Consider the following 17,677-nt stretch of genomic DNA (forward strand, 5'->3'; position numbering starts at 1 on the left):
GGCTCCGCACAATTTTAAGGAGGAACTAACAGGATGGCAAACGTAAAAAAAATCGCAGTATTAACCAGTGGAGGAGATTCGCAGGGCATGAATGCCGCTGTACGCGCAGTAGTACGTAGCGCAATCTACTACGGCATTGAAGTGTTCGGAATACAGCGTGGATATCAGGGCCTGCTGAACCGTGACATTTTCCCTATGGATCTGCGCAGTGTCGGTGATATTATCCAGCGCGGAGGCACCATTCTCCAATCGGCCCGCTGCCTTGAGTTTGTGACCCCCGAAGGTCAGCAAAAGGGTGCAGATATCCTGAACGAGATGGGAATTGACGGATTAGTTGTTATCGGTGGTGACGGCTCTTATAAGGGAGCTAACAAACTGAGCAAGCTTGGTATTAATACTATGGCTTTGCCAGGTACCATTGATAATGATATTTCGTTCACCGACTATACCATTGGCTTTGATACTGCGGTAGGTGTTGTAGTTGATGCCATCAATAAACTCCGTGATACGATGTCCTCGCATGAGCGTTCATCGATCGTAGAAGTAATGGGCCGCCACTGTGGGGATATTGCACTACATGCCGGTCTTGCTTCCGGAGCCGAAACGATTCTGGTACCGGAAATGCCTTATGATCTGAACGAAGTAGCCGACCGTATGCGCGACAACTTTGCCAGAGGTAAACGTCACAGTATCGTAATTGTCGCTGAAGGTGTAGGTAAGGGCGAAGATGTAGCTCAGGCGCTGAAAGACCGTCACGCCTCCCTGGACGCGCGCGTTACAGTTCTTGGACATATTCAGCGTGGAGGTACTCCGACTCCAGGAGACCGTAATCTGGCCAGCCGTTTAGGGGACTTTGCTGTACGTTCCCTGATCGAAGGTCAGTCTGACAAAGCTTGCGGCATTATCAAGGGTGAGCTTACGCTTACAGACATCGATCTGGTTGTTAATACCAAAAAAGACTTTGATACTGAGCTTTACGAGCTGGCTTCCCGTCTTTCCCAATAGTCTTATTTATATTTTTCATCAAGGCCGCCTAGAGAAGGCGGTCTTTTTTACACTTGACTATATACCCCCACCCGTATATTATATACCCTATAGGGTATATAAATGAGGAGGCAAATAGAATGAGCAAGAAAATAGTAATTGTTGGCGGTGTAGCTGGCGGGGCTTCAGCGGCTGCCCGTCTGCGGAGATTAAATGAACAAGACGAGATTATCCTGGTGGAGCGGGGAGAACATGTCTCTTTTGCCAATTGCGGACTTCCTTATTACATTGGAGAAACCATAGACTCCCGGGAGAAGTTGTTCCTGCAGACTCCCAAGGGAATACAACAAAGATTTAATATCGATGTGCGGACATTGACTGAAGTTACAGCCATTGATCGTGAGAGCAGGCAAGTGGTTTCCCGTAATGTGATCACTGGTGAGGTTGTTCAGATTCCTTACGATATTCTGATCCTGTCTCCCGGTGCAAGACCGATTGTCCCCCAAATTCCAGGTATTACCAGTGCGAATAATCTGTTCACGCTGAGAAATATTCCGGACACAGACCGGATTAAGGCATATGTCGATCATCAGCATCCGAAGCACGCAACGGTTATCGGAGCTGGATTTATCGGGCTGGAAATGGCGGAGAATCTGCGGGAACGCGGGCTTGAAGTGACGGTAATTGACCGGGGTACACAGATATTGAACCCGCTTGATCCCGAGATGGCAAGACCGGTTGAAGAACACATGCGGCTGAACGGAGTGGAGCTGCGGTTGAATGAGGGTGTGGAGGCGATTAAGGAGGAGGGAAGATTGCTTCAGCTGGCATCGGGTACGACGCTTGCTACGGATATGGTTATTCTGGCCATTGGAGTTACACCTGAGAATGAGCTGGCCAGAAACAGCGGATTGGAGTTGGGTGTCCGTGGAGCAGTAAAAGTGAACGCCACACTACAGACAAGTGATCCTGCGATCTATGCAGTAGGGGATGTTATTGAAGTCAGAGATAAAGTTCAAGGCTTTGAAACCATGGTATCACTCGCTTGGGGTGCCAACCGCCAGGGCCGTCTTGCCGCAGATCATATCAACGGCCGGTCCATTGCATATGAAGGCGCTCTGGGTACAGCAATTATCAAAACCTTTGGCTTGACCTCAGCCCTTACCGGGAATAATGAGAAAACACTGAAATCTCTGGGAGTTCCATATGAAGCCATACACATCCATCCCAATTCACATGCGGGCTATTATCCTGGTGCAGCCCCAATTGCAATTAAGCTGCTGTTTAGCCCCCATACAGGAGAAATATTTGGGGCTCAGGCAGTGGGAAGTGAAGGCGCCGACAAACGGATTGATGTGATTGCTACAGCGATCCGGGGAAAGCTCAGAGCAGACGAACTGGCGGATATCGAGCTGGCCTACGCGCCACCGTATTCTTCTGCCAAAGACCCCGTGAATATGGCCGGATATGTTGCTTCGAACGTAATGGAGGGTATGGTGAAGAACCTCCAATGGCACCAAGTGGATGACTTTTCGCGGACCGGGGGGCTTATTATCGACGTCAGAGATGAGGTGGAGCGTCTTGCCGGTTATATTCCCGGGTCCATCAACATCCCACTTTCCGAGCTGAGAAACCGCCTTGCTGAGATACCTTCTGATCAAAAGCTTGCAGTATCCTGTCAAGTCGGTCTCAGAGGGTATATCGCGGCAAGAATGCTGATGCAGCATGGATTTAATGTGCAAAATGTTGACGGGGGTTATAAAACCTACGCTGTGATGGCCATAGACAGAGGTGCAGATCCAGAAGGAGAAAAGAAAAATCGGATTACTGTTCCAGAAGTTTCCGTTCCGACTGAACAGCGGCTTATGCTGGATGCTTGCGGATTGCAGTGCCCTGGCCCTATACTCAAAGTATACGAGACCGTGAAGTCTATGGAAGAGGGACAGCAGCTTGAAATTGTAGCAACAGATTTTGGTTTTGCCGCGGATATCCGGCAGTGGTGTCTCAAGACGCAGAATACACTGGAATCCTTGGATGTCTCTGGGGGCAAAGTTCAGGCCTTTGTGCGTAAAGGAATTCAGAAGACAGTAGAGACAGATGCGGCTCCTCTTACCTCGGCAGCGGAGAAAGAAGGAACGTCTATGGTTGTCTTCAGCGGGGATCTGGATAAGGCGATCGCTTCGTTCATTATTGCTTCCGGTGCAGCTGCTATGGGCAAGCAAGTTACGATGTTCTTCACCTTTTGGGGACTAAATCTGTTGCGTCGCGAGCAGGCTCCAGAGGTTCACAAAAAGGGACTGGACAAAATGTTTGGCATGATGATGCCTCAAGGTACCCGTAAATTGTCCCTCTCCAAAATGAATATGGGCGGTCTCGGGGCAAAACTAATCCGGCACACCATGAAACGAAAGAATGTGGACTCTCTTGAACAGCTGATGTCGGGGGCCATCCATGCAGGTGTAAAGCTGATGGCCTGTACAATGAGTATGGATATCATGGGAATCAAGCAGGAGGAATTAATAGCAGGCGTTGAATTTGGCGGCGTCGCCAGTTACCTAGGGGCCGCTGAGGATTCAGGCGTCAATTTGTTCATCTAAAGGAAGTGTATAGCAATGGAATATGATAAAGGGATCAAGAATAGACTGAAGCGCATTGAAGGGCAAGTGCGTGGCGTGCTAAGTATGCTGGAAGAAGGACAAGACTGCAGGGAGATTGTTATACAGCTCACCGCCATACGAACAGCCGTAGACCGTACGGTAGGTGTCGTCATCGGAGCCAACCTGGAGCATTGTATCCAGGAGGAGCTGCAGCAAGGGAATTCTCCCAATCAAGTCATTCAAGAGGCAGTAGAACTGCTGGTCAAAAGCCGATAACTAAAAGAACAGCTGCGGAACTGATTCCGCGCTGTTCTTTTTTTGTTATATCCGGGCAGTATTGGTTTTGGTATGTCCGTACTGGCGCTGTACTTTGACAAGACGGGACAGCAGGAGGATAGCCCCGATGGCAAGACCGGTAATCAGGCCAATCCAGTATCCGTAAGCCCCTAAATCTGTATAGGTCGCGAGTAGATATCCCGTAGGTAGCCCGATTACCCAGTAAGCAACAAAACAGATAATAAAAGCCGGATTCACATCCTTGTAGCCCCGAAGTACCCCTTGTGTAGGAGTGGCGATTGCATCGGATATCTGAAAGAAAATGGCGTAAATTAGGAAATGCTGAATAAGTGAAATGACCTCGGGCTCATCTGAATATAAGCCGGCGACGTGATTACCTGCGAACAGCAGTACGAGTGCTGTAACCAGAGAGAGTACAGCAGCAGTCCCGATACCCATAATTCCGTATTGCCGGGCATCCTTCAATCTGCCGGACCCGCTCTCGAAGCCGACGAGGATCGTCAGGCTCATGCAAATGCTCAGCGGGATCATATACAATGTGGAGGCAAAATTAATTGCCGCTTGATGGGCAGCAATGGTTACGGTATCGAACCGGCTCATAAGCAGCGTAACAGCGGAGAAGACTGCCGTTTCGAAGAAAATAGAGAAGCCGATGGGGACTCCGATTTTAAGCAGTTCTTTGAAGCTCCGCAGGGACATGGAGTAGAATCTGCGGAACAATTGCAGACTTCGGAACGGTTCGGACCGGTAGACAAAGAACAGGGAGATGGCAAAAATCACCCAATACGTTATGGCTGATGCTACGCCTGCACCAACGCCGCCAAGACGGGGGAATCCAAATTTCCCAAAAATCAGAAGATAGTTGAGGCCTACATTTACCGGTAATGCAATTAGCGTGATGAACATAGAAACCCTTGTCTGCCCGAGAGCATCAATGCAGCTGCGGATTACGGTGTAACCAAACAGCGGAATGATTCCTACGGAGATGGCGCTGAGGAAACGGAAGGCAATATCACGCACTTGTGGTTCCAGGTTCATGAAATCAAGGACGGGCGATAGGGCAAACGCACCGAGTACCAGGACCAAGAGTGATATGAGCAGGGACAGCCACATGCCTTGAGTGACCTGATAAGCTACGTCTTTTTCTTTTTTACTACCCATCAAATGAGATACTATGGGTGTAATCCCCATGAGGATGCCACTCAGTCCGGTTTGGATGGGAATCCAGAGGCTGGTTCCAATCGCTACACCGGCTAAGTCGTTCGTGCCATATTTGCCTGACATATTTGTATCGAAAAAAGTGATGGCGGACAACGCAACCTGTGTAATAAGGATAGGGAATAAAATATACAGGAATTGTCTAGCTTTTTGCTTCATTGAATTCGTGGGTATCATTGCATATAAGCCTCTTCATTCTTTCATTTGATTTGCGGGACCAATCCCAGTAAAATGACCCCACAAAGTGGGGTCTATAATGGATGCTTGAAAAATTAGAATTCGAAAATGGCGGAAAGCTTTTTTTATTTTTCGTAATCTACACCGGAAGTATAGCGGTTATTGGCATTCCAGAGCAGGAATTCATCGACGTTCTTTTCTTTTAGGGCACGTATCTGGTCTTCAACCTGCTGTTTGCCATATTTGACATAATGCCCGCTTCCGAGCCAACTTGCGGTGAAGTCCTGGATCCAGGGACGGATGATTGGTTTGAAGCTGCCCAGGGGGTCAAGCTTCTTGTGTGTATCCACCATGGAGCCTTTGATTGTGGCGTATGGGTTCTTATCGGGATCTTTCACATCAAACCAGCCGGTTGAGTAATGGCTTGGATATACCATGGGACTGATGACATCGACATTCTTGGAGATCTTTACAAAGTCCTGTCCGATGCCTTCCGCAGCAGGGACAGAGGCAGCATAGCCAAAAATATCAACTGAAACGCGGACACCGAGCGGCTCAAGTTCGGTTTTGGCATATTTAACAAAATCAGAAATGATCTCTACCCGTGGCCGGTCGCTTTTTGTGTATTTGAGTGTATCTGCGCGTTTTTCGAAGCCTTCAGGAAAACGCACGTAATCGAACTGGATTTCCTTGAAGCCGAGTTTGGCGGCTTCTTTGGCGATATCCACGTTGTATTTCCATACATCCTGATTATATGGATTCACGAAGCTGTCTCCGCCCTTATTGGTCCACACTGAACCATTGGCGGTAACAAAGGACATCTCAGGTTTTTTCTTGGCGAGCACGGAATCCTTAAATACAACAATCCGTGCAATGGGGTAGACGTCATGCTTCTTCAAACGTTCCATTAGTTTGTTGATGTCACCAATGAACGGCTGAGGATGACCCATTTGCTGAAGCTCTGCATTATCTGTTTTATATGTGATATATCCGGCATCGTCTTTAATATCAATGACCATAGAATTCAGCTCGGTTTTGTCGAGCAAATTAAGCAAAGTCTCCATTCGTGATCCACCGGCACTATAAGCTGTTACGTAAATGCCTTTGACCTTGGGGGCATCCGGCTGAGGATCGGTTAGAATGGCGGTGTCTGTAGCACCCGGGGAAGCATTAGCGTCCGGCGTAGCGCCTGGGGCAGGTGTTGCTTCGTTTCCTCCCGCGGTGTTCGGTGAAGCGTCAGGATTTGATGAGTGCTGTGCGGCGATGGATGGGTTCATGGCGGACTGTAGTGCGGCGGTCACGTCTGCTTCGTGTGAATTATGCTGAACGCCGACGCTTCCCAGAGCCATCATCAGTAGAGCCCAGGTGATATTCATTTGTTTTTCTCTCCCTTTATGTACATTCCCTTAAAGTATAAAGGAACGGCAGCGTCCAAAAAGAACAGACTTGTAACAATCCCCGTAATTTTGTTCGCATAAAAACCGTTCTTGTTGTTTATAAACGGGATGTACAGATTTTAAACCATACAATTCATAAGAATGACTGCTCGGACCTTTAAAAGGACGGTACCCTTAGCTTTAAAAAGTAAATGCCGCTTGGGTCCGGCACATAGCCGAATCCAAAGCGGCAACTATTAAAACGGGTTCCAAGCATTTTACTTATTGAAGATACGCAGAATTCTGATGCTCGTAAATGCTGTAATGGATAATATCCATGGCATCTTCCGGTTCCAGAATACTCAGACCGTCACGCAGAACAATCACGGAGTTCAATTCATCCTGCTTCAGAAAAGGTATCATATCCGGATACCATCTCATGACGATTGCTGACAGTTTTACCGTTTCCATTTCCACAACAATCACCCTTTCCTTTTTCGAATAGTGCTGAATTGAATTCAGGTTTCATCGGAAAACGAAGTGCCAGGAAAAAAGAGGGTAAATCACAATCTTCATGAAATTTGTAAGGTCCTGCGTGAGTCTAATATATCATAATTTTAAAGTATGCGCATTTTTTTTGAGCCTATCTTTTCCGGAAGGAACCCATTACCCCAACTGTTTCTACGATGTTTACAAAAGCCTGCGGGTCACTGTTTTTGATAATCCGCTTTAATTCGGCCAGCTCATAACGTGTAGTCACTGTCATTAGCATGTCCCGTTCTACATGAGAATAAGCACCTTCAGTTTTAATCTTTGTCACTCCGCGCTGCAGTCCAAGAAGCTGTTGAAGCAGTTCATCCGTACGCGTGGTTACAATATAAACCGTCACTTTAATGTGGCTGACATGAATCAGATCCACAACCTTCCCTGATACGTAAATGGAAACCATGGATGCGAGCGCTAAATTCCAATTGTTGTCAAAATAGGCTGCAGTCAGAATGACAAGCCCATTGAGTCCAACGAGCACATTACCAATTGGAAAGTCACGGTACTTTATAATTATGGAGCCCAGAATATCAAAGCCCCCTGAAGAACCGCCCACCCGGAAGGATACACCAGCGCCGACACCGACAAGCACTCCCCCAAATACGGAGGCGAGTAACATATCTGAAGCTACAGTGGCCGTTGGGATTAAAGCCATAAGCCAGGTAGTAGCACCTACCGACAGGATGCTTAGAACAATAAATCTCCGCCCGAGCTGAAACCAGCCTGCTACGAGCAACGGTACATTGAACAACAGATACATTAAGCTGATATTGAACGGGGTAAAGTATCCGACTAGCATGGCGAGCCCCGAAACCCCTCCGCTCAGCAGTCTGTGAGGAATTAAAAACAGGTTAAAGCCGCATGCAATCATCGCAGAACCGAAGATAATTGCAAGGTAATTCCCGATTTGTTTTAGTCTTGACAAGCAAATTCACCTCTGACGCGTAATGTAAGTAATGAAAGTAAGGAATACACTGGTATTCCTAATCGAGTTTGTGATATAATGTATAGGATATTCTTGAGTAGGACGTTACAATAGTGTTTTTTGCATTGATTAGAGTGCAAGACACAATTGTTCAGGCATATTCACCCAGGCCTGATCAGGACATCTTTTGGTCCCAATGCGAGCTAAACCATGCAGAGAATCCGGCATGATTGGACAGCCTATAAATGTGTTTACCGCTACTTAAGAATACAGACAAGCATGTGGAATGTCCACTGTATAGAAGGAGCATGAATAATTTGAAAACATTCGCAGAATTCGGCTTGGAGCCAAAAGTGCTACAAGCAATCACAGAGCTAGGATTTGAGGAATCTACACCCATTCAGGAGCAGGCTATTCCGATTGCAATGGCAGGATCGGACCTGATCGGTCAGGCACAGACAGGTACCGGTAAAACGGCTGCTTTTGGTATTCCCCTCATTTCCAAGATTCCCCGGGAAGAAGAGAAAATCGTAGCTCTCATAATGACACCGACCCGTGAGCTTGCCATTCAAGTCGCCGAAGAGATTGGCAAACTGACCCGTTTCAAAGGTCTCCGTTCCCTGGCTATTTACGGCGGTCAGGATATCGGCCGTCAAATCCGCGGTCTGAAAAAGAAACCGCAAATCATCATCGGTACACCGGGACGTCTTTTGGATCATATCAACCGTAAGACTATCCGTTTGGATGATGTTCAAACCATCGTCTTGGATGAAGCGGATGAAATGCTGGATATGGGATTCATGGAGGACATTCAATCGATCCTCAAGCTTGTACCAGAAGAACGCCAAACCATGCTGTTCTCAGCAACAATGCCCCCTAACATTCAACGTCTTGCCCAGCAGTTCCTGAAGAATCCACAGCATGTTTCCGTAATTCCTAAGCAAATCAGTGCACCTTTGATTGATCAAGCTTACATCGAAGTGCCTGAACGGCAGAAATTTGAAGCGCTGAGCCGCTTGATTGACATGGAGTCTCCTGATCTGGCGATCGTATTCGGCCGTACCAAACGCCGGGTTGACGAGCTTGCTGAAGGATTGCAAAAACGCGGTTATTCCGCAGACGGCCTTCATGGTGACCTGTCCCAGAATCAGCGTGATGCTGTAATGCGCAAATTCCGTGATGGCAGCATTGACGTGCTTGTAGCTACCGACGTAGCGGCACGCGGTCTCGATGTTTCCGGCGTGACACATGTAATTAACTTTGACCTTCCGCAGGATCCGGAAAGCTATGTACACCGTATCGGCCGTACTGGCCGTGCGGGCAAGGAAGGTACTGCCTGGTCTTTCGTGACGCCACGCGAGATGGATCACCTGCATTTGATTGAGCGTGTCACCCGTCACCGGATTACCCGTAAACCTCTACCAACAATGGCTGAGGCTATTGAAGGCAAACAACGCATTACAGCTGAGCGTTTGCTGGCAATGGTTGAAGACGGCGGTGAGCTGAACGAATACAAAGGTATTGCTATTCAGCTTCTGGAGCAATATGATTCAGTTCAACTGTTGTCTGCAGCAATGAAGCTGCTTACTGGTGACACCAAAGACGCTCAGATTGAATTGACACCGGAAGATCCTATTCGTGCTAAACGCCGCGGCGGCAAAAATGATATCCGCAGCGGACGTAAGCCTAACGGCGGATATGGCGGTAACCGCACTGGTTCAGGAACAGGCGGGGGATACCGAGGCAACCGTGACAATGCAAGTGGCGGCACCACCGGCAGCAGCAGCCGTGGCGGTTACAGCAGCGGCTACGGCAGCAATAGCAGCGGTGGATATGGCGGCGGCTACAAAGGCAACCGTGATTCCGGTGCGAGCCGTGATGCAGGCGCTGGACGCAGTAGTGACCGCAAACCATCTACACGCCCGAGCAGCACAAGCACTCGCCCGGCTAAACGCGAGGATTACGATATTTAATCTGCATGCCTGATGACACAAGAAGACGAGAAGCCGATTGACGGCTCTCGTCTTCTTTTTGGTTTAAAGGCAAGGTTCTATTTTTAGACAAAAGTACGAGTGATGATAACAAGTAGAATGAAAAGTACGAGAATGGTTCCTGTGGAAGTCCAAGGATTGTAGCAACCGGGTGCGGACATGAGGTCAACCTCCTTCAAAAGTTGGTGATTTGAGTGGTTACATTTCTAATATATGGACTCTCAATCAAGGATGCATAGACATTAACCCAGATTCTCAAACTTGGGCGCTGGAAAAGTCCGGGTCAAATAAGGTATAGTTAAGATACGCAGTATGTGCGAGACAGACAGGAGGAAGGAAATTGGAGTTTAAGGGAGCAATGGGTGGTTTATACCGCATCACGGAGTGGATTTCGCGTATCGCCTTCAGCAATATTTTGTGGGCGTTATGTTCGATTCCTTTTCTGTTCATGGCAGTAACTAAGATGATTATGCTGGGTTCAGGTGCAGGGGGCCCTAATGAACAGATCACACTCAACTGGGCACTGGGTATTTTGGCGCCTTTCACCGTATTTCCGGCAACGGCAGCACTGTTTACCGTTGTTCGCAAATGGGTCATGGGTAATACGGATGTAAGTACATTCCGCACTTTTTTTCAGGGGTATAAAGAGAATTATTTGAAGAGCATGCTAGGAGGGGCAATCTATACCCTGCTGTTCGTCGTTATGTATGTAGATGTGACCGTATACATGACTCAGATGGCCAACTTTAGGATTGTCGGTATACTGATGCTGGTGCTGATGATTATTTTGTTCGTCTCTATGTTTAATTTTTTCTCGATTGTGGTTCACTACCAAATGACCTTCAAAGAAGTGGTGACGAATTCGATACTGCTGACTATCGCCCGGCCGATCCGTGTGTTCTCGACACTTATTGGTTCTGCGGTTCTAGCCTACATAGGTTTGCGGTATACAGTGCTTTATGCCATTTGTATTCCTACACTGATTTCTATGCTGGCCTTCTTTAATTTCTATGCTACCTACAATAAGCTTCAGGAACAGGTGGAGAAGAAGAAGCAAGCGGAAGAGCTTGCAGCGCTTGAGGCAGCTGAGAGAGAAGCGGAAGACGACGATCTGGATGAAGAAGATGAAGATGCAGAGAATGACAGAAGATCTCAAACGGATTTAACAAAACAATAATAAAAACCGGGATTAATAAACAAAAACTGTATTCAAGTGTTAAATAAAGCGCATACAGGTTTACATTTTCGTCAAAACGCAATATAATAAGAGTAATTCCTGCGATGTACGTTACGGTTGCTCGTTGTTTTGAACCAATGATAATGTCTTGGGAGATCTATATGAAGCGCAGCTGAAATGCCCTGTCTATACGACTTGGGGAATTCAAAAACGACTTCTGCGGTCACCCACCTGCTCTAGCAGGTTCAGAAGACACTGTAGCCGGACGGCATAGGCGGGTTTTCTACTGTTATTGACAAGGTGCCCTGTTTTCCCGCTTTGTTGCGGATACGGGGTGCCTTTTTGTGTATATGAGCCATAACCCGAAAGTGAGCAATGCCCTTTTGTTCCGGGGTTAAGAATGTTACACTTAGACTAATGAACTTGGGATTTGAAGAGGGGGAAGTATTTTGTCGTTGAAAAGAACCTTGGTCGGATTATTTCGCAGTCATGACGGAACAAGCGACCGTGCTAAAGACCCGGCTTTAAAGACGCGTTATTACAATCTTTCAAGAGACAAAGCGTGGGATGAAGTATCCTCAACGCTTAAGAAGGTTCCTGGATTCAAAGTGCTTCATGAAGTGCAGTCTGTTGGCGAAATCACCCTGGAAAAAAGGACGGGCTTTGGGCGGACGCTTGATATCACAGTGTCAGTACTGAATACTTCTCCGGTACGTTGTGCCGTTGATATTTATTCGGCATCCAGAGGATCGCTTGGCGATTTGGGTGCCAACTACCGTGTTATTCAGCGCTTATACCAGACACTGGACAAGAAACTGGGCAAATATAAAGTGGACTAGCGTAAATCATGGAATTTATCCTGTTCATGGATTGTATGCGGTTTCGGGCTTTGCCCGGAAAACCCTTCATGTTAGATCATAAACCAAAAGCGGGAGAAGGATGACCTTCTGCCGCTTTTTTATAAGATGAGCTATTGCTATATGTGATGTGGGTCTCTTTCCAATTACAGCAGTGCTTTTACCGCAGCTACGGCAGCTTCATAATTCGGATGCTCGGACATTTCAGCCAGGTATTCTACATAGGCCAAGGTATTGTTTTTGTCTACAACAAAGATAGAACGCATGTCCAGACGGAATTCCTTGATCAGCACGCCATAGGCTTGTCCGAAGGATGCCTCTTTGTGGTCAGACAGTGTTACAACACGGTCAATACCGGCTGCGCCGCACCAGCGGGCTTGAGCGAACGGGAGATCCATGCTGATAGTTAGAATGACCACATCATCACCGAGCTCAGCGGCTTCAGTGTTGAAGCGGCGGGTCTGCGCATCGCACACTCCGGTATCCAGGGAAGGCACAACGCTGATCAGCTTGATTTTGCCGGAATAATCGTTGAGGGAAGCTTCTTCCAGAAGATTCTTGCTTACCACAAAATCAGGTGCGGTGTCTCCGGCTTTTAGCTCAGGCCCTACGAGTGTAATGGGGTTGCCCTTGAATGTGGCTACACCTGTTCTTTCTTGCGTCATATCCTTGTTTCCTCCTTGAATTGCATGATTGGATTCTTACTGCCATCATAAATTATAATCTTTTTAGAAGCTGGATGTCCAACGAGGACAAATTATGTTACATAAGGGATGGTGCTATGATATTCATAAGGTACGAGAAATGGAAAGGGTACATCCGTTATTATCCGGTAACCTGTATTCTGATTCTGCTAAATGTACTTATGTTCATTGTATTGACGGTCAATGGGGGTTCGACTAACCTCGAGACGCTTAAGAAGTTTGGGGCGACCTTAAATGCGGGGCCGGAAAAGGATGAAATGTGGCGTTATGTGACAGCAACCTTTTTACATAACGGGTTTGCTCATGTATTCTTCAACTGCTTTGCACTTCTGGTATTTGCTCCCCCGCTTGAGCGCCTGATGGGCTGGTGGCGTTATGCCCTGCTCTATATGGCTGGCGGATACATCGCCAATTATCTGTCCGTTGTGATCAGCAGCCGTTCGGTTGTGGATACAGTGATGGTCTCCGTGGGAGCCTCAGGGGCAATCTATGCTATTTATGGTGCGTTTCTATATATTGCTCTGATCCAAAGGGAGATGATGGACGAGAGCTCACGCAAGACGCTCTACGGCCTTCTGGTGATGGGGGTCATTATGTCCTTTGCGACTCCGAATGTGAATTGGATGGCCCATCTCAGCGGGCTGGCTGCCGGCTTTTTTCTCTATGGACTCATAATTCGCATCTTTAAAAGAAGCCGACGATAACGGGAGGTGCTCAAGTGGAGCTCAGACAGCTGCAATATTTTCTAAAGGTGGCCCAGAAGGAACATGTAACAAGAGCGGCGGAGGAATTGCATGTCGCCCAGTCTGCAGTCAGCCGCCAGATTCATCAGCTGGAGGAGGAGCTGGGTGTTGACTTGTTCATGCAAAAGGGGCGTAACCTGCAGTTGACCCCAGTGGGGCAGCTCTTTTGCAAAAGAGTGGAGTCCGTGCTTAAGGAACTGGAGCGCTCCGTTGCTGAGGTTCATGAATTTCTGGACCCGGAACGCGGCGAGATCCGTATCGGATTTCCCCACAGTCTGGGAACTCATCTAATACCAACCATTGTTGCTGAATTCCGCAAGCATTATCCTCATGTAAAATTCCGGTTTAAGCAGGGGGCGTATCCTTCTCTGATCAAGGATGTGATCTCAGGAGAGGTGGACCTGGCATTTATCTCGCCTTTTCCGGAGGATGATGGACATGTCGCTGGAGACATTGTCATGACCGAGGAGTTGTTCGCGATTCTTCCTCAGAATCATCCTTTAGCCGGGGAGGAGTTCATCCGTCTTGAACAGCTTCGGGAAGAAAAGTTTGTCCTGTTCAGCCAGGGATACTCCCTGAGGCCCATTGTATGGCAAGCCTGCCTGCAGGCAGGGTTTAAGCCGCAAATCGCTTTTGAGGGCGGAGAAACAGACACGATACGCGGTTTGGTTGCTGCAGGAATGGGAGTAAGTCTCCTGCCGGAGATGGCGCTATATCAGACCAATCCGATGCAGCCGGCCCAGGTTCGGATCGTCGACCCGGCTATAACGAGGACGGTAGGCCTTATTCACAGAGCCGATGGGAAACTGCCGCTGGTGGCCCGGTCTTTTCGGACTTTTCTGCTGACCTATTTCGAAAACAGGAATAACAATACCCCGGTAGGCTCTTAGCCTCCGGGGTATTGTTATGAATAAGGTCAACGTGCGGTTAGTCGCGGTTTCCCAGGAACATTGTGATCAAACGAAGGAGTTCGAGTAAGGATACCAAGGCAGCCGCTACATATGTCAAAGCTGCCGCATTCAGTACTTTGGCTACACCGCGTTCTTCCTCATTACGGATAAAGCCTTGCTCTACCATGACCTGACGTGCCCTGTTGCTTGCATTGAATTCAACTGGCAGCGTTACAAGCTGGAAGGCAACAGCGGCGGAGAAGAAAATGATGCCAAGACCAATGAGGTTAAAGGAACTAAACAGAAAACCCGCCAGCAGCATAAAGGGTGCGATTCCCGAGGCGAAGTTGACCACTGGGAACATCCGGTGACGCAGCGTAAGCATGGGATAATGGACTTTATGCTGAATTGCATGCCCTACCTCGTGACAGGCTACGGAAATGGCGGCTATAGAGCGCTCATAATACACGGGCTCTGACAAACGGACAACCCGGTGAATAGGGTCATAGTGGTCGGAAAGGGAACCGCGCACAGGCTCGATCGGCACATCACCCAGGCCATTTGCATCGAGCATGCGACGAGCTGCATCATAACCGGTCATTCCGCTTGTGTTGGCTACCTTGGCCCATTTATTGAAGTTGCCCTTCACACGGAACTGGGCCCATAAAGAGAATAGAAAAGCGACTATTACCAATAGAAACATAAAAGAATTCATATGTCATTCCTCCGAAGTGATTTATTAAGCGGTTTTCTTACATTGGCGGACCCTGTGTGAGCAGGAGCTTGATTGCCTCCATGCAGGCGACTCCTTGAGGAAGCAGGGCTGCGAGTGCACGTCTGGCTTGACCGGGCTTCAAACCGCTAATGACGGGCTCCAGTGCCTTTACCTCACGCTCCAGGCGCTGCATTTGAAGCTCAAGCTCGACCAACCGGTCTGAGACGTCATTTTCAGGTGTGGCCTCATTCCACTTGCTCATCATGGTCTTGATCTCGTCCAATGTATATTTCTCTTGCTTTAATTGATTAATACGTTCCAAAGCAACCAGGGTTTCATGGCTGTATAGCCGGTAATTTTTATCACTTCTTGATTCCGGTACAATGAGTCCCAGCTTTGTGTAATAATCAATCGTCCGTTCGCTGGTTTGGGCAGCTTTGGCCAGCTCGCCGATCCGGTAAAGGGTCATATCCCCATGGGTTCTCACCTCGATGAAAGAACTGAAGTTCTTTTGAATTTTAATATTTTTCTTTCTATATAATAGAGCATACTTAATGATACCAAAATAAAAACCAGACAGTCAAACGTCACGCTTACTTTAAGTATATGCTGACAAAGCGCGCTCAATGCACGGCTAACGTACTCTTACAGTAAGAGTTTTCAATGTGTCAGGAAGGGTTGAATTCCATTATTTCAATAAATAACATGACATGTGAAGTATTTCTCCAAGAAGTGTTGTGCTAAAAAAATAGTCCCATAAGACATGATTCAATGAAAAATTAATAAAAATACATATAAATGATTCAAATATATTGCTTTCCATGTATCCGCTATCATGGCATTCCTTTTACGAAGCTGGGAAATTCCGCGGCTTATCCGAAAGATGGAGAGGATGATACCGATGGTTAGATAAACATGAGCTTCCATAAATAAAATAAAACATTCAAAAAAATAGTCTTGTCAATTTACCTGACTTCTGATTATAATGACATTAAGAGTTTCACGATTTGTTAGAAAATATAACATTGGGGAGTGGGGTTAAGATGAAGAAAAAGATGTTGATGATGTTTCTGGCTATGATTACATTGATGGCCTATCCGGTTAGCGCATTCGCGGCTGACGGCCCGACAGCGCCGGATTTGCAAATCGGATTGGACACAGTGTTTACTTTCCTGGCCTTCATTCTGGTATTCTTTATGCAAGCGGGGTTTGCAATGCTTGAAGCCGGTTCAGTCCGGATGAAGAACGCCGGTCACGTTGCCGGCAAAACGGTACTGACGCTTGCAATTGCAAGCTTGTGTTTCTGGGCTATCGGTTTTGGTCTTGGATTTGGTAACGGGAATGGCTTTTTCGGAACCACAGGTTTCCTGTACGGTGGGGATACCCAAGGTGCTTCATTTGATTCTCTCGCCTTCTCCGATGTAACCCTAAATGTTAAGTTCCTCTTCCAAATGGCTTTTGCGGCAGTCTCCTTGGCTATCGTATCCGGTGGTATGGCAGAACGGGCAAAACTTAGCGTCTACATTGTTTTCGGGATATTGTTCTCTATCGTGATTTATCCGGTTGTTGCCCACTGGGTATGGGGCGGCGGCTGGTTGTCAGAACTGGGTATGCAGGACTATGCAGGTTCGACCGTTGTCCATCTTACAGGTGCAACGGCTGCAGTAGTAGCAACCATCTTGCTTAAGCCACGCCTTGGCAAGTTTAATAAAGAAGGTAAACCTGTTATCATTCCAGGTCACAATCAGGTATTTACTGTACTTGGTGTAATCATCCTCTGGTTTGGCTGGTTCGGATTCAACCCAGGCAGTGCGTTGTCCCCTATGGGCGGTTTCTTCGGACATGTGGCTTTGACAACTAACATTGCAGCTGCAGCGGGCGGTCTGGCTGCACTAATCGCATCTTGGTTGTACTTTGGGAAATCGGATATTCCGGCAATGCTGAACGGGGTTCTGGCTGCGCTGGTTGCTATCACTGGTGCTTGCGCATATGTAGAGCCTTGGGCTGCTATTCTGATTGGCTTTATCGCTGGAGCATTTACATTTATGACTTCACAGTGGCTGGAACGTGCAGGACTTGATGATCCTATCTATGCCTTCTCCGTACACGGTATTGCAGGGATGTGGGGTGCGGTTTCCACGGGTTTGTTCGCTGCACCTGATCTGATCACTAAAGGCGCACTTGTAGGTAAGGCTGGTTTGTTCTACGGTGGAGGATTCCACCAGTTGGGGGTACAGATTCTCGGCGTAGCGGGTACGTTCATATTCGTAGCCGTAATGTCCTTCATCATCCTGTATGTAATGAAGATGGCTATCGGACTTCGTGTTACTGAGGAAGAAGAATTGATGGGTCTGGATATCAGTGAGCATGGTACTTACGGTTATCCGGAACAAATGAAATTGATCGCAGAATCAGAATCCAAACCCCTTAAATCTTAAATAATTAAACACTTTACTTGTTGGGAGGCGGACCGTGTGGCT

General features: G+C 47.6%; 17 protein-coding genes and 1 other RNA gene. 10 read left to right on the plus strand and 8 right to left on the minus strand.

The genetic code is table 11. The features are described from left to right. The first annotated feature begins 33 nt into the window (after nucleotides 1–33). The 3 genes from pfkA to A3849_RS23595 all read left to right on the plus strand — a co-directional run bounded on the left by pfkA (nucleotide 34) and on the right by A3849_RS23595 (nucleotide 3,857). Nucleotides 34–1,005, plus strand: coding sequence for a 6-phosphofructokinase (gene pfkA, locus A3849_RS23585; RefSeq protein ID WP_074086093.1), 972 nt, complete (start codon nucleotides 34–36; stop codon nucleotides 1,003–1,005). A 119-nt stretch (nucleotides 1,006–1,124) separates the two neighbouring features. Next, nucleotides 1,125–3,581 (plus strand): CoA-disulfide reductase, encoded by a 2,457-nt coding sequence (locus tag A3849_RS23590; protein ID WP_074113582.1) that lies wholly within the window; start codon nucleotides 1,125–1,127, stop codon nucleotides 3,579–3,581. 15 nt (nucleotides 3,582–3,596) lie between these two features. Continuing rightward, nucleotides 3,597–3,857 (plus strand): metal-sensitive transcriptional regulator, encoded by a 261-nt coding sequence (locus tag A3849_RS23595; RefSeq protein WP_074113583.1) that lies wholly within the window; start codon nucleotides 3,597–3,599, stop codon nucleotides 3,855–3,857. Nucleotides 3,858–3,902: 45 nt separating this feature from the next. On the opposite strand, the gene A3849_RS23600 is transcribed toward A3849_RS23595, so the two are convergent. From A3849_RS23600 to A3849_RS23615, 4 genes are all read right to left on the minus strand, one after another. Beyond that, nucleotides 3,903–5,273 (minus strand): MATE family efflux transporter, encoded by a 1,371-nt coding sequence (locus A3849_RS23600; protein WP_074113584.1) that lies wholly within the window; start codon nucleotides 5,271–5,273, stop codon nucleotides 3,903–3,905. Between the two features lie 125 nt (nucleotides 5,274–5,398). Further along, nucleotides 5,399–6,649, minus strand: a complete 1,251-nt coding sequence (locus A3849_RS23605; RefSeq protein WP_074113585.1) for a putative glycoside hydrolase — start codon at nucleotides 6,647–6,649, stop codon at nucleotides 5,399–5,401. A gap of 282 nt (nucleotides 6,650–6,931) precedes the next feature. Further along, a complete protein-coding gene (locus A3849_RS23610; RefSeq protein ID WP_178382026.1) occupies nucleotides 6,932–7,120 on the minus strand; it encodes a hypothetical protein in 189 nt (62 codons plus the stop codon). Between the two features lie 172 nt (nucleotides 7,121–7,292). Then, the gene (locus tag A3849_RS23615) at nucleotides 7,293–8,120 is read right to left on the minus strand and encodes a YitT family protein (RefSeq protein ID WP_074113586.1); all 828 of its coding nucleotides are present in this window, start codon (nucleotides 8,118–8,120) and stop codon (nucleotides 7,293–7,295) included. Nucleotides 8,121–8,437: 317 nt separating this feature from the next. Between A3849_RS23615 and cshA the strand changes: the two genes are divergently transcribed. After that, nucleotides 8,438–10,093 (plus strand): degradosome RNA helicase CshA, encoded by a 1,656-nt coding sequence (cshA, locus tag A3849_RS23620; protein ID WP_074113587.1) that lies wholly within the window; start codon nucleotides 8,438–8,440, stop codon nucleotides 10,091–10,093. 83 nt (nucleotides 10,094–10,176) lie between these two features. Here the strand turns inward: cshA and A3849_RS33680 are convergent, their stop codons facing one another. Beyond that, nucleotides 10,177–10,272 (minus strand): dihydroorotate dehydrogenase, encoded by a 96-nt coding sequence (locus A3849_RS33680; protein WP_074086101.1) that lies wholly within the window; start codon nucleotides 10,270–10,272, stop codon nucleotides 10,177–10,179. Nucleotides 10,273–10,451: 179 nt separating this feature from the next. On the opposite strand from A3849_RS33680, the gene A3849_RS23625 reads away from it, so the two are divergent. From A3849_RS23625 to A3849_RS23635, 3 genes are all read left to right on the plus strand, one after another. Beyond that, nucleotides 10,452–11,288: a YesL family protein gene (locus tag A3849_RS23625; RefSeq protein ID WP_074113588.1), complete on the plus strand. Its 837-nt coding sequence runs from the start codon at nucleotides 10,452–10,454 to the stop codon at nucleotides 11,286–11,288. A gap of 93 nt (nucleotides 11,289–11,381) precedes the next feature. Next, nucleotides 11,382–11,573, plus strand: a non-coding RNA gene (gene ssrS, locus A3849_RS23630) — 6S RNA. Nucleotides 11,574–11,737: 164 nt separating this feature from the next. Further along, nucleotides 11,738–12,127, plus strand: a complete 390-nt coding sequence (locus A3849_RS23635; protein WP_074113589.1) for a DUF1499 domain-containing protein — start codon at nucleotides 11,738–11,740, stop codon at nucleotides 12,125–12,127. 164 nt (nucleotides 12,128–12,291) lie between these two features. Here A3849_RS23635 and tpx read toward each other — a convergent pair whose 3' ends face one another. Beyond that, nucleotides 12,292–12,810 (minus strand): thiol peroxidase, encoded by a 519-nt coding sequence (tpx, locus tag A3849_RS23640; RefSeq protein WP_074113590.1) that lies wholly within the window; start codon nucleotides 12,808–12,810, stop codon nucleotides 12,292–12,294. A gap of 116 nt (nucleotides 12,811–12,926) precedes the next feature. On the opposite strand from tpx, the gene A3849_RS23645 reads away from it, so the two are divergent. Further along, nucleotides 12,927–13,553 carry a rhomboid family intramembrane serine protease gene (locus A3849_RS23645; protein WP_074113591.1) on the plus strand — a complete coding sequence of 209 codons (627 nt, stop codon included), beginning with the start codon at nucleotides 12,927–12,929 and terminating at the stop codon, nucleotides 13,551–13,553. 14 nt (nucleotides 13,554–13,567) lie between these two features. Then, on the plus strand, nucleotides 13,568–14,482 hold the full coding sequence (gene gltC, locus A3849_RS23650; RefSeq protein ID WP_074113592.1) for a glutamate biosynthesis transcriptional regulator GltC: 915 nt from the start codon (nucleotides 13,568–13,570) through the stop codon (nucleotides 14,480–14,482). 37 nt (nucleotides 14,483–14,519) lie between these two features. On the opposite strand, the gene A3849_RS23655 is transcribed toward gltC, so the two are convergent. Together A3849_RS23655 and A3849_RS23660 are read right to left on the minus strand one after the other, a co-directional pair. Then, nucleotides 14,520–15,197: a zinc metallopeptidase gene (locus A3849_RS23655; protein WP_074086107.1), complete on the minus strand. Its 678-nt coding sequence runs from the start codon at nucleotides 15,195–15,197 to the stop codon at nucleotides 14,520–14,522. Between the two features lie 37 nt (nucleotides 15,198–15,234). Then, nucleotides 15,235–15,666, minus strand: a complete 432-nt coding sequence (locus A3849_RS23660; RefSeq protein WP_074113593.1) for a MerR family transcriptional regulator — start codon at nucleotides 15,664–15,666, stop codon at nucleotides 15,235–15,237. Between the two features lie 574 nt (nucleotides 15,667–16,240). Here A3849_RS23660 and A3849_RS23665 point away from each other — a divergent pair. Further along, nucleotides 16,241–17,635 carry an ammonium transporter gene (locus A3849_RS23665; RefSeq protein ID WP_074113594.1) on the plus strand — a complete coding sequence of 465 codons (1,395 nt, stop codon included), beginning with the start codon at nucleotides 16,241–16,243 and terminating at the stop codon, nucleotides 17,633–17,635. Nucleotides 17,636–17,677: the final 42 nt, after the last annotated feature.

The organism is Paenibacillus sp. P46E, assembly GCF_001909095.1.
Lineage (GTDB): Bacteria > Bacillota > Bacilli > Paenibacillales > Paenibacillaceae > Paenibacillus_AQ > Paenibacillus_AQ helianthi.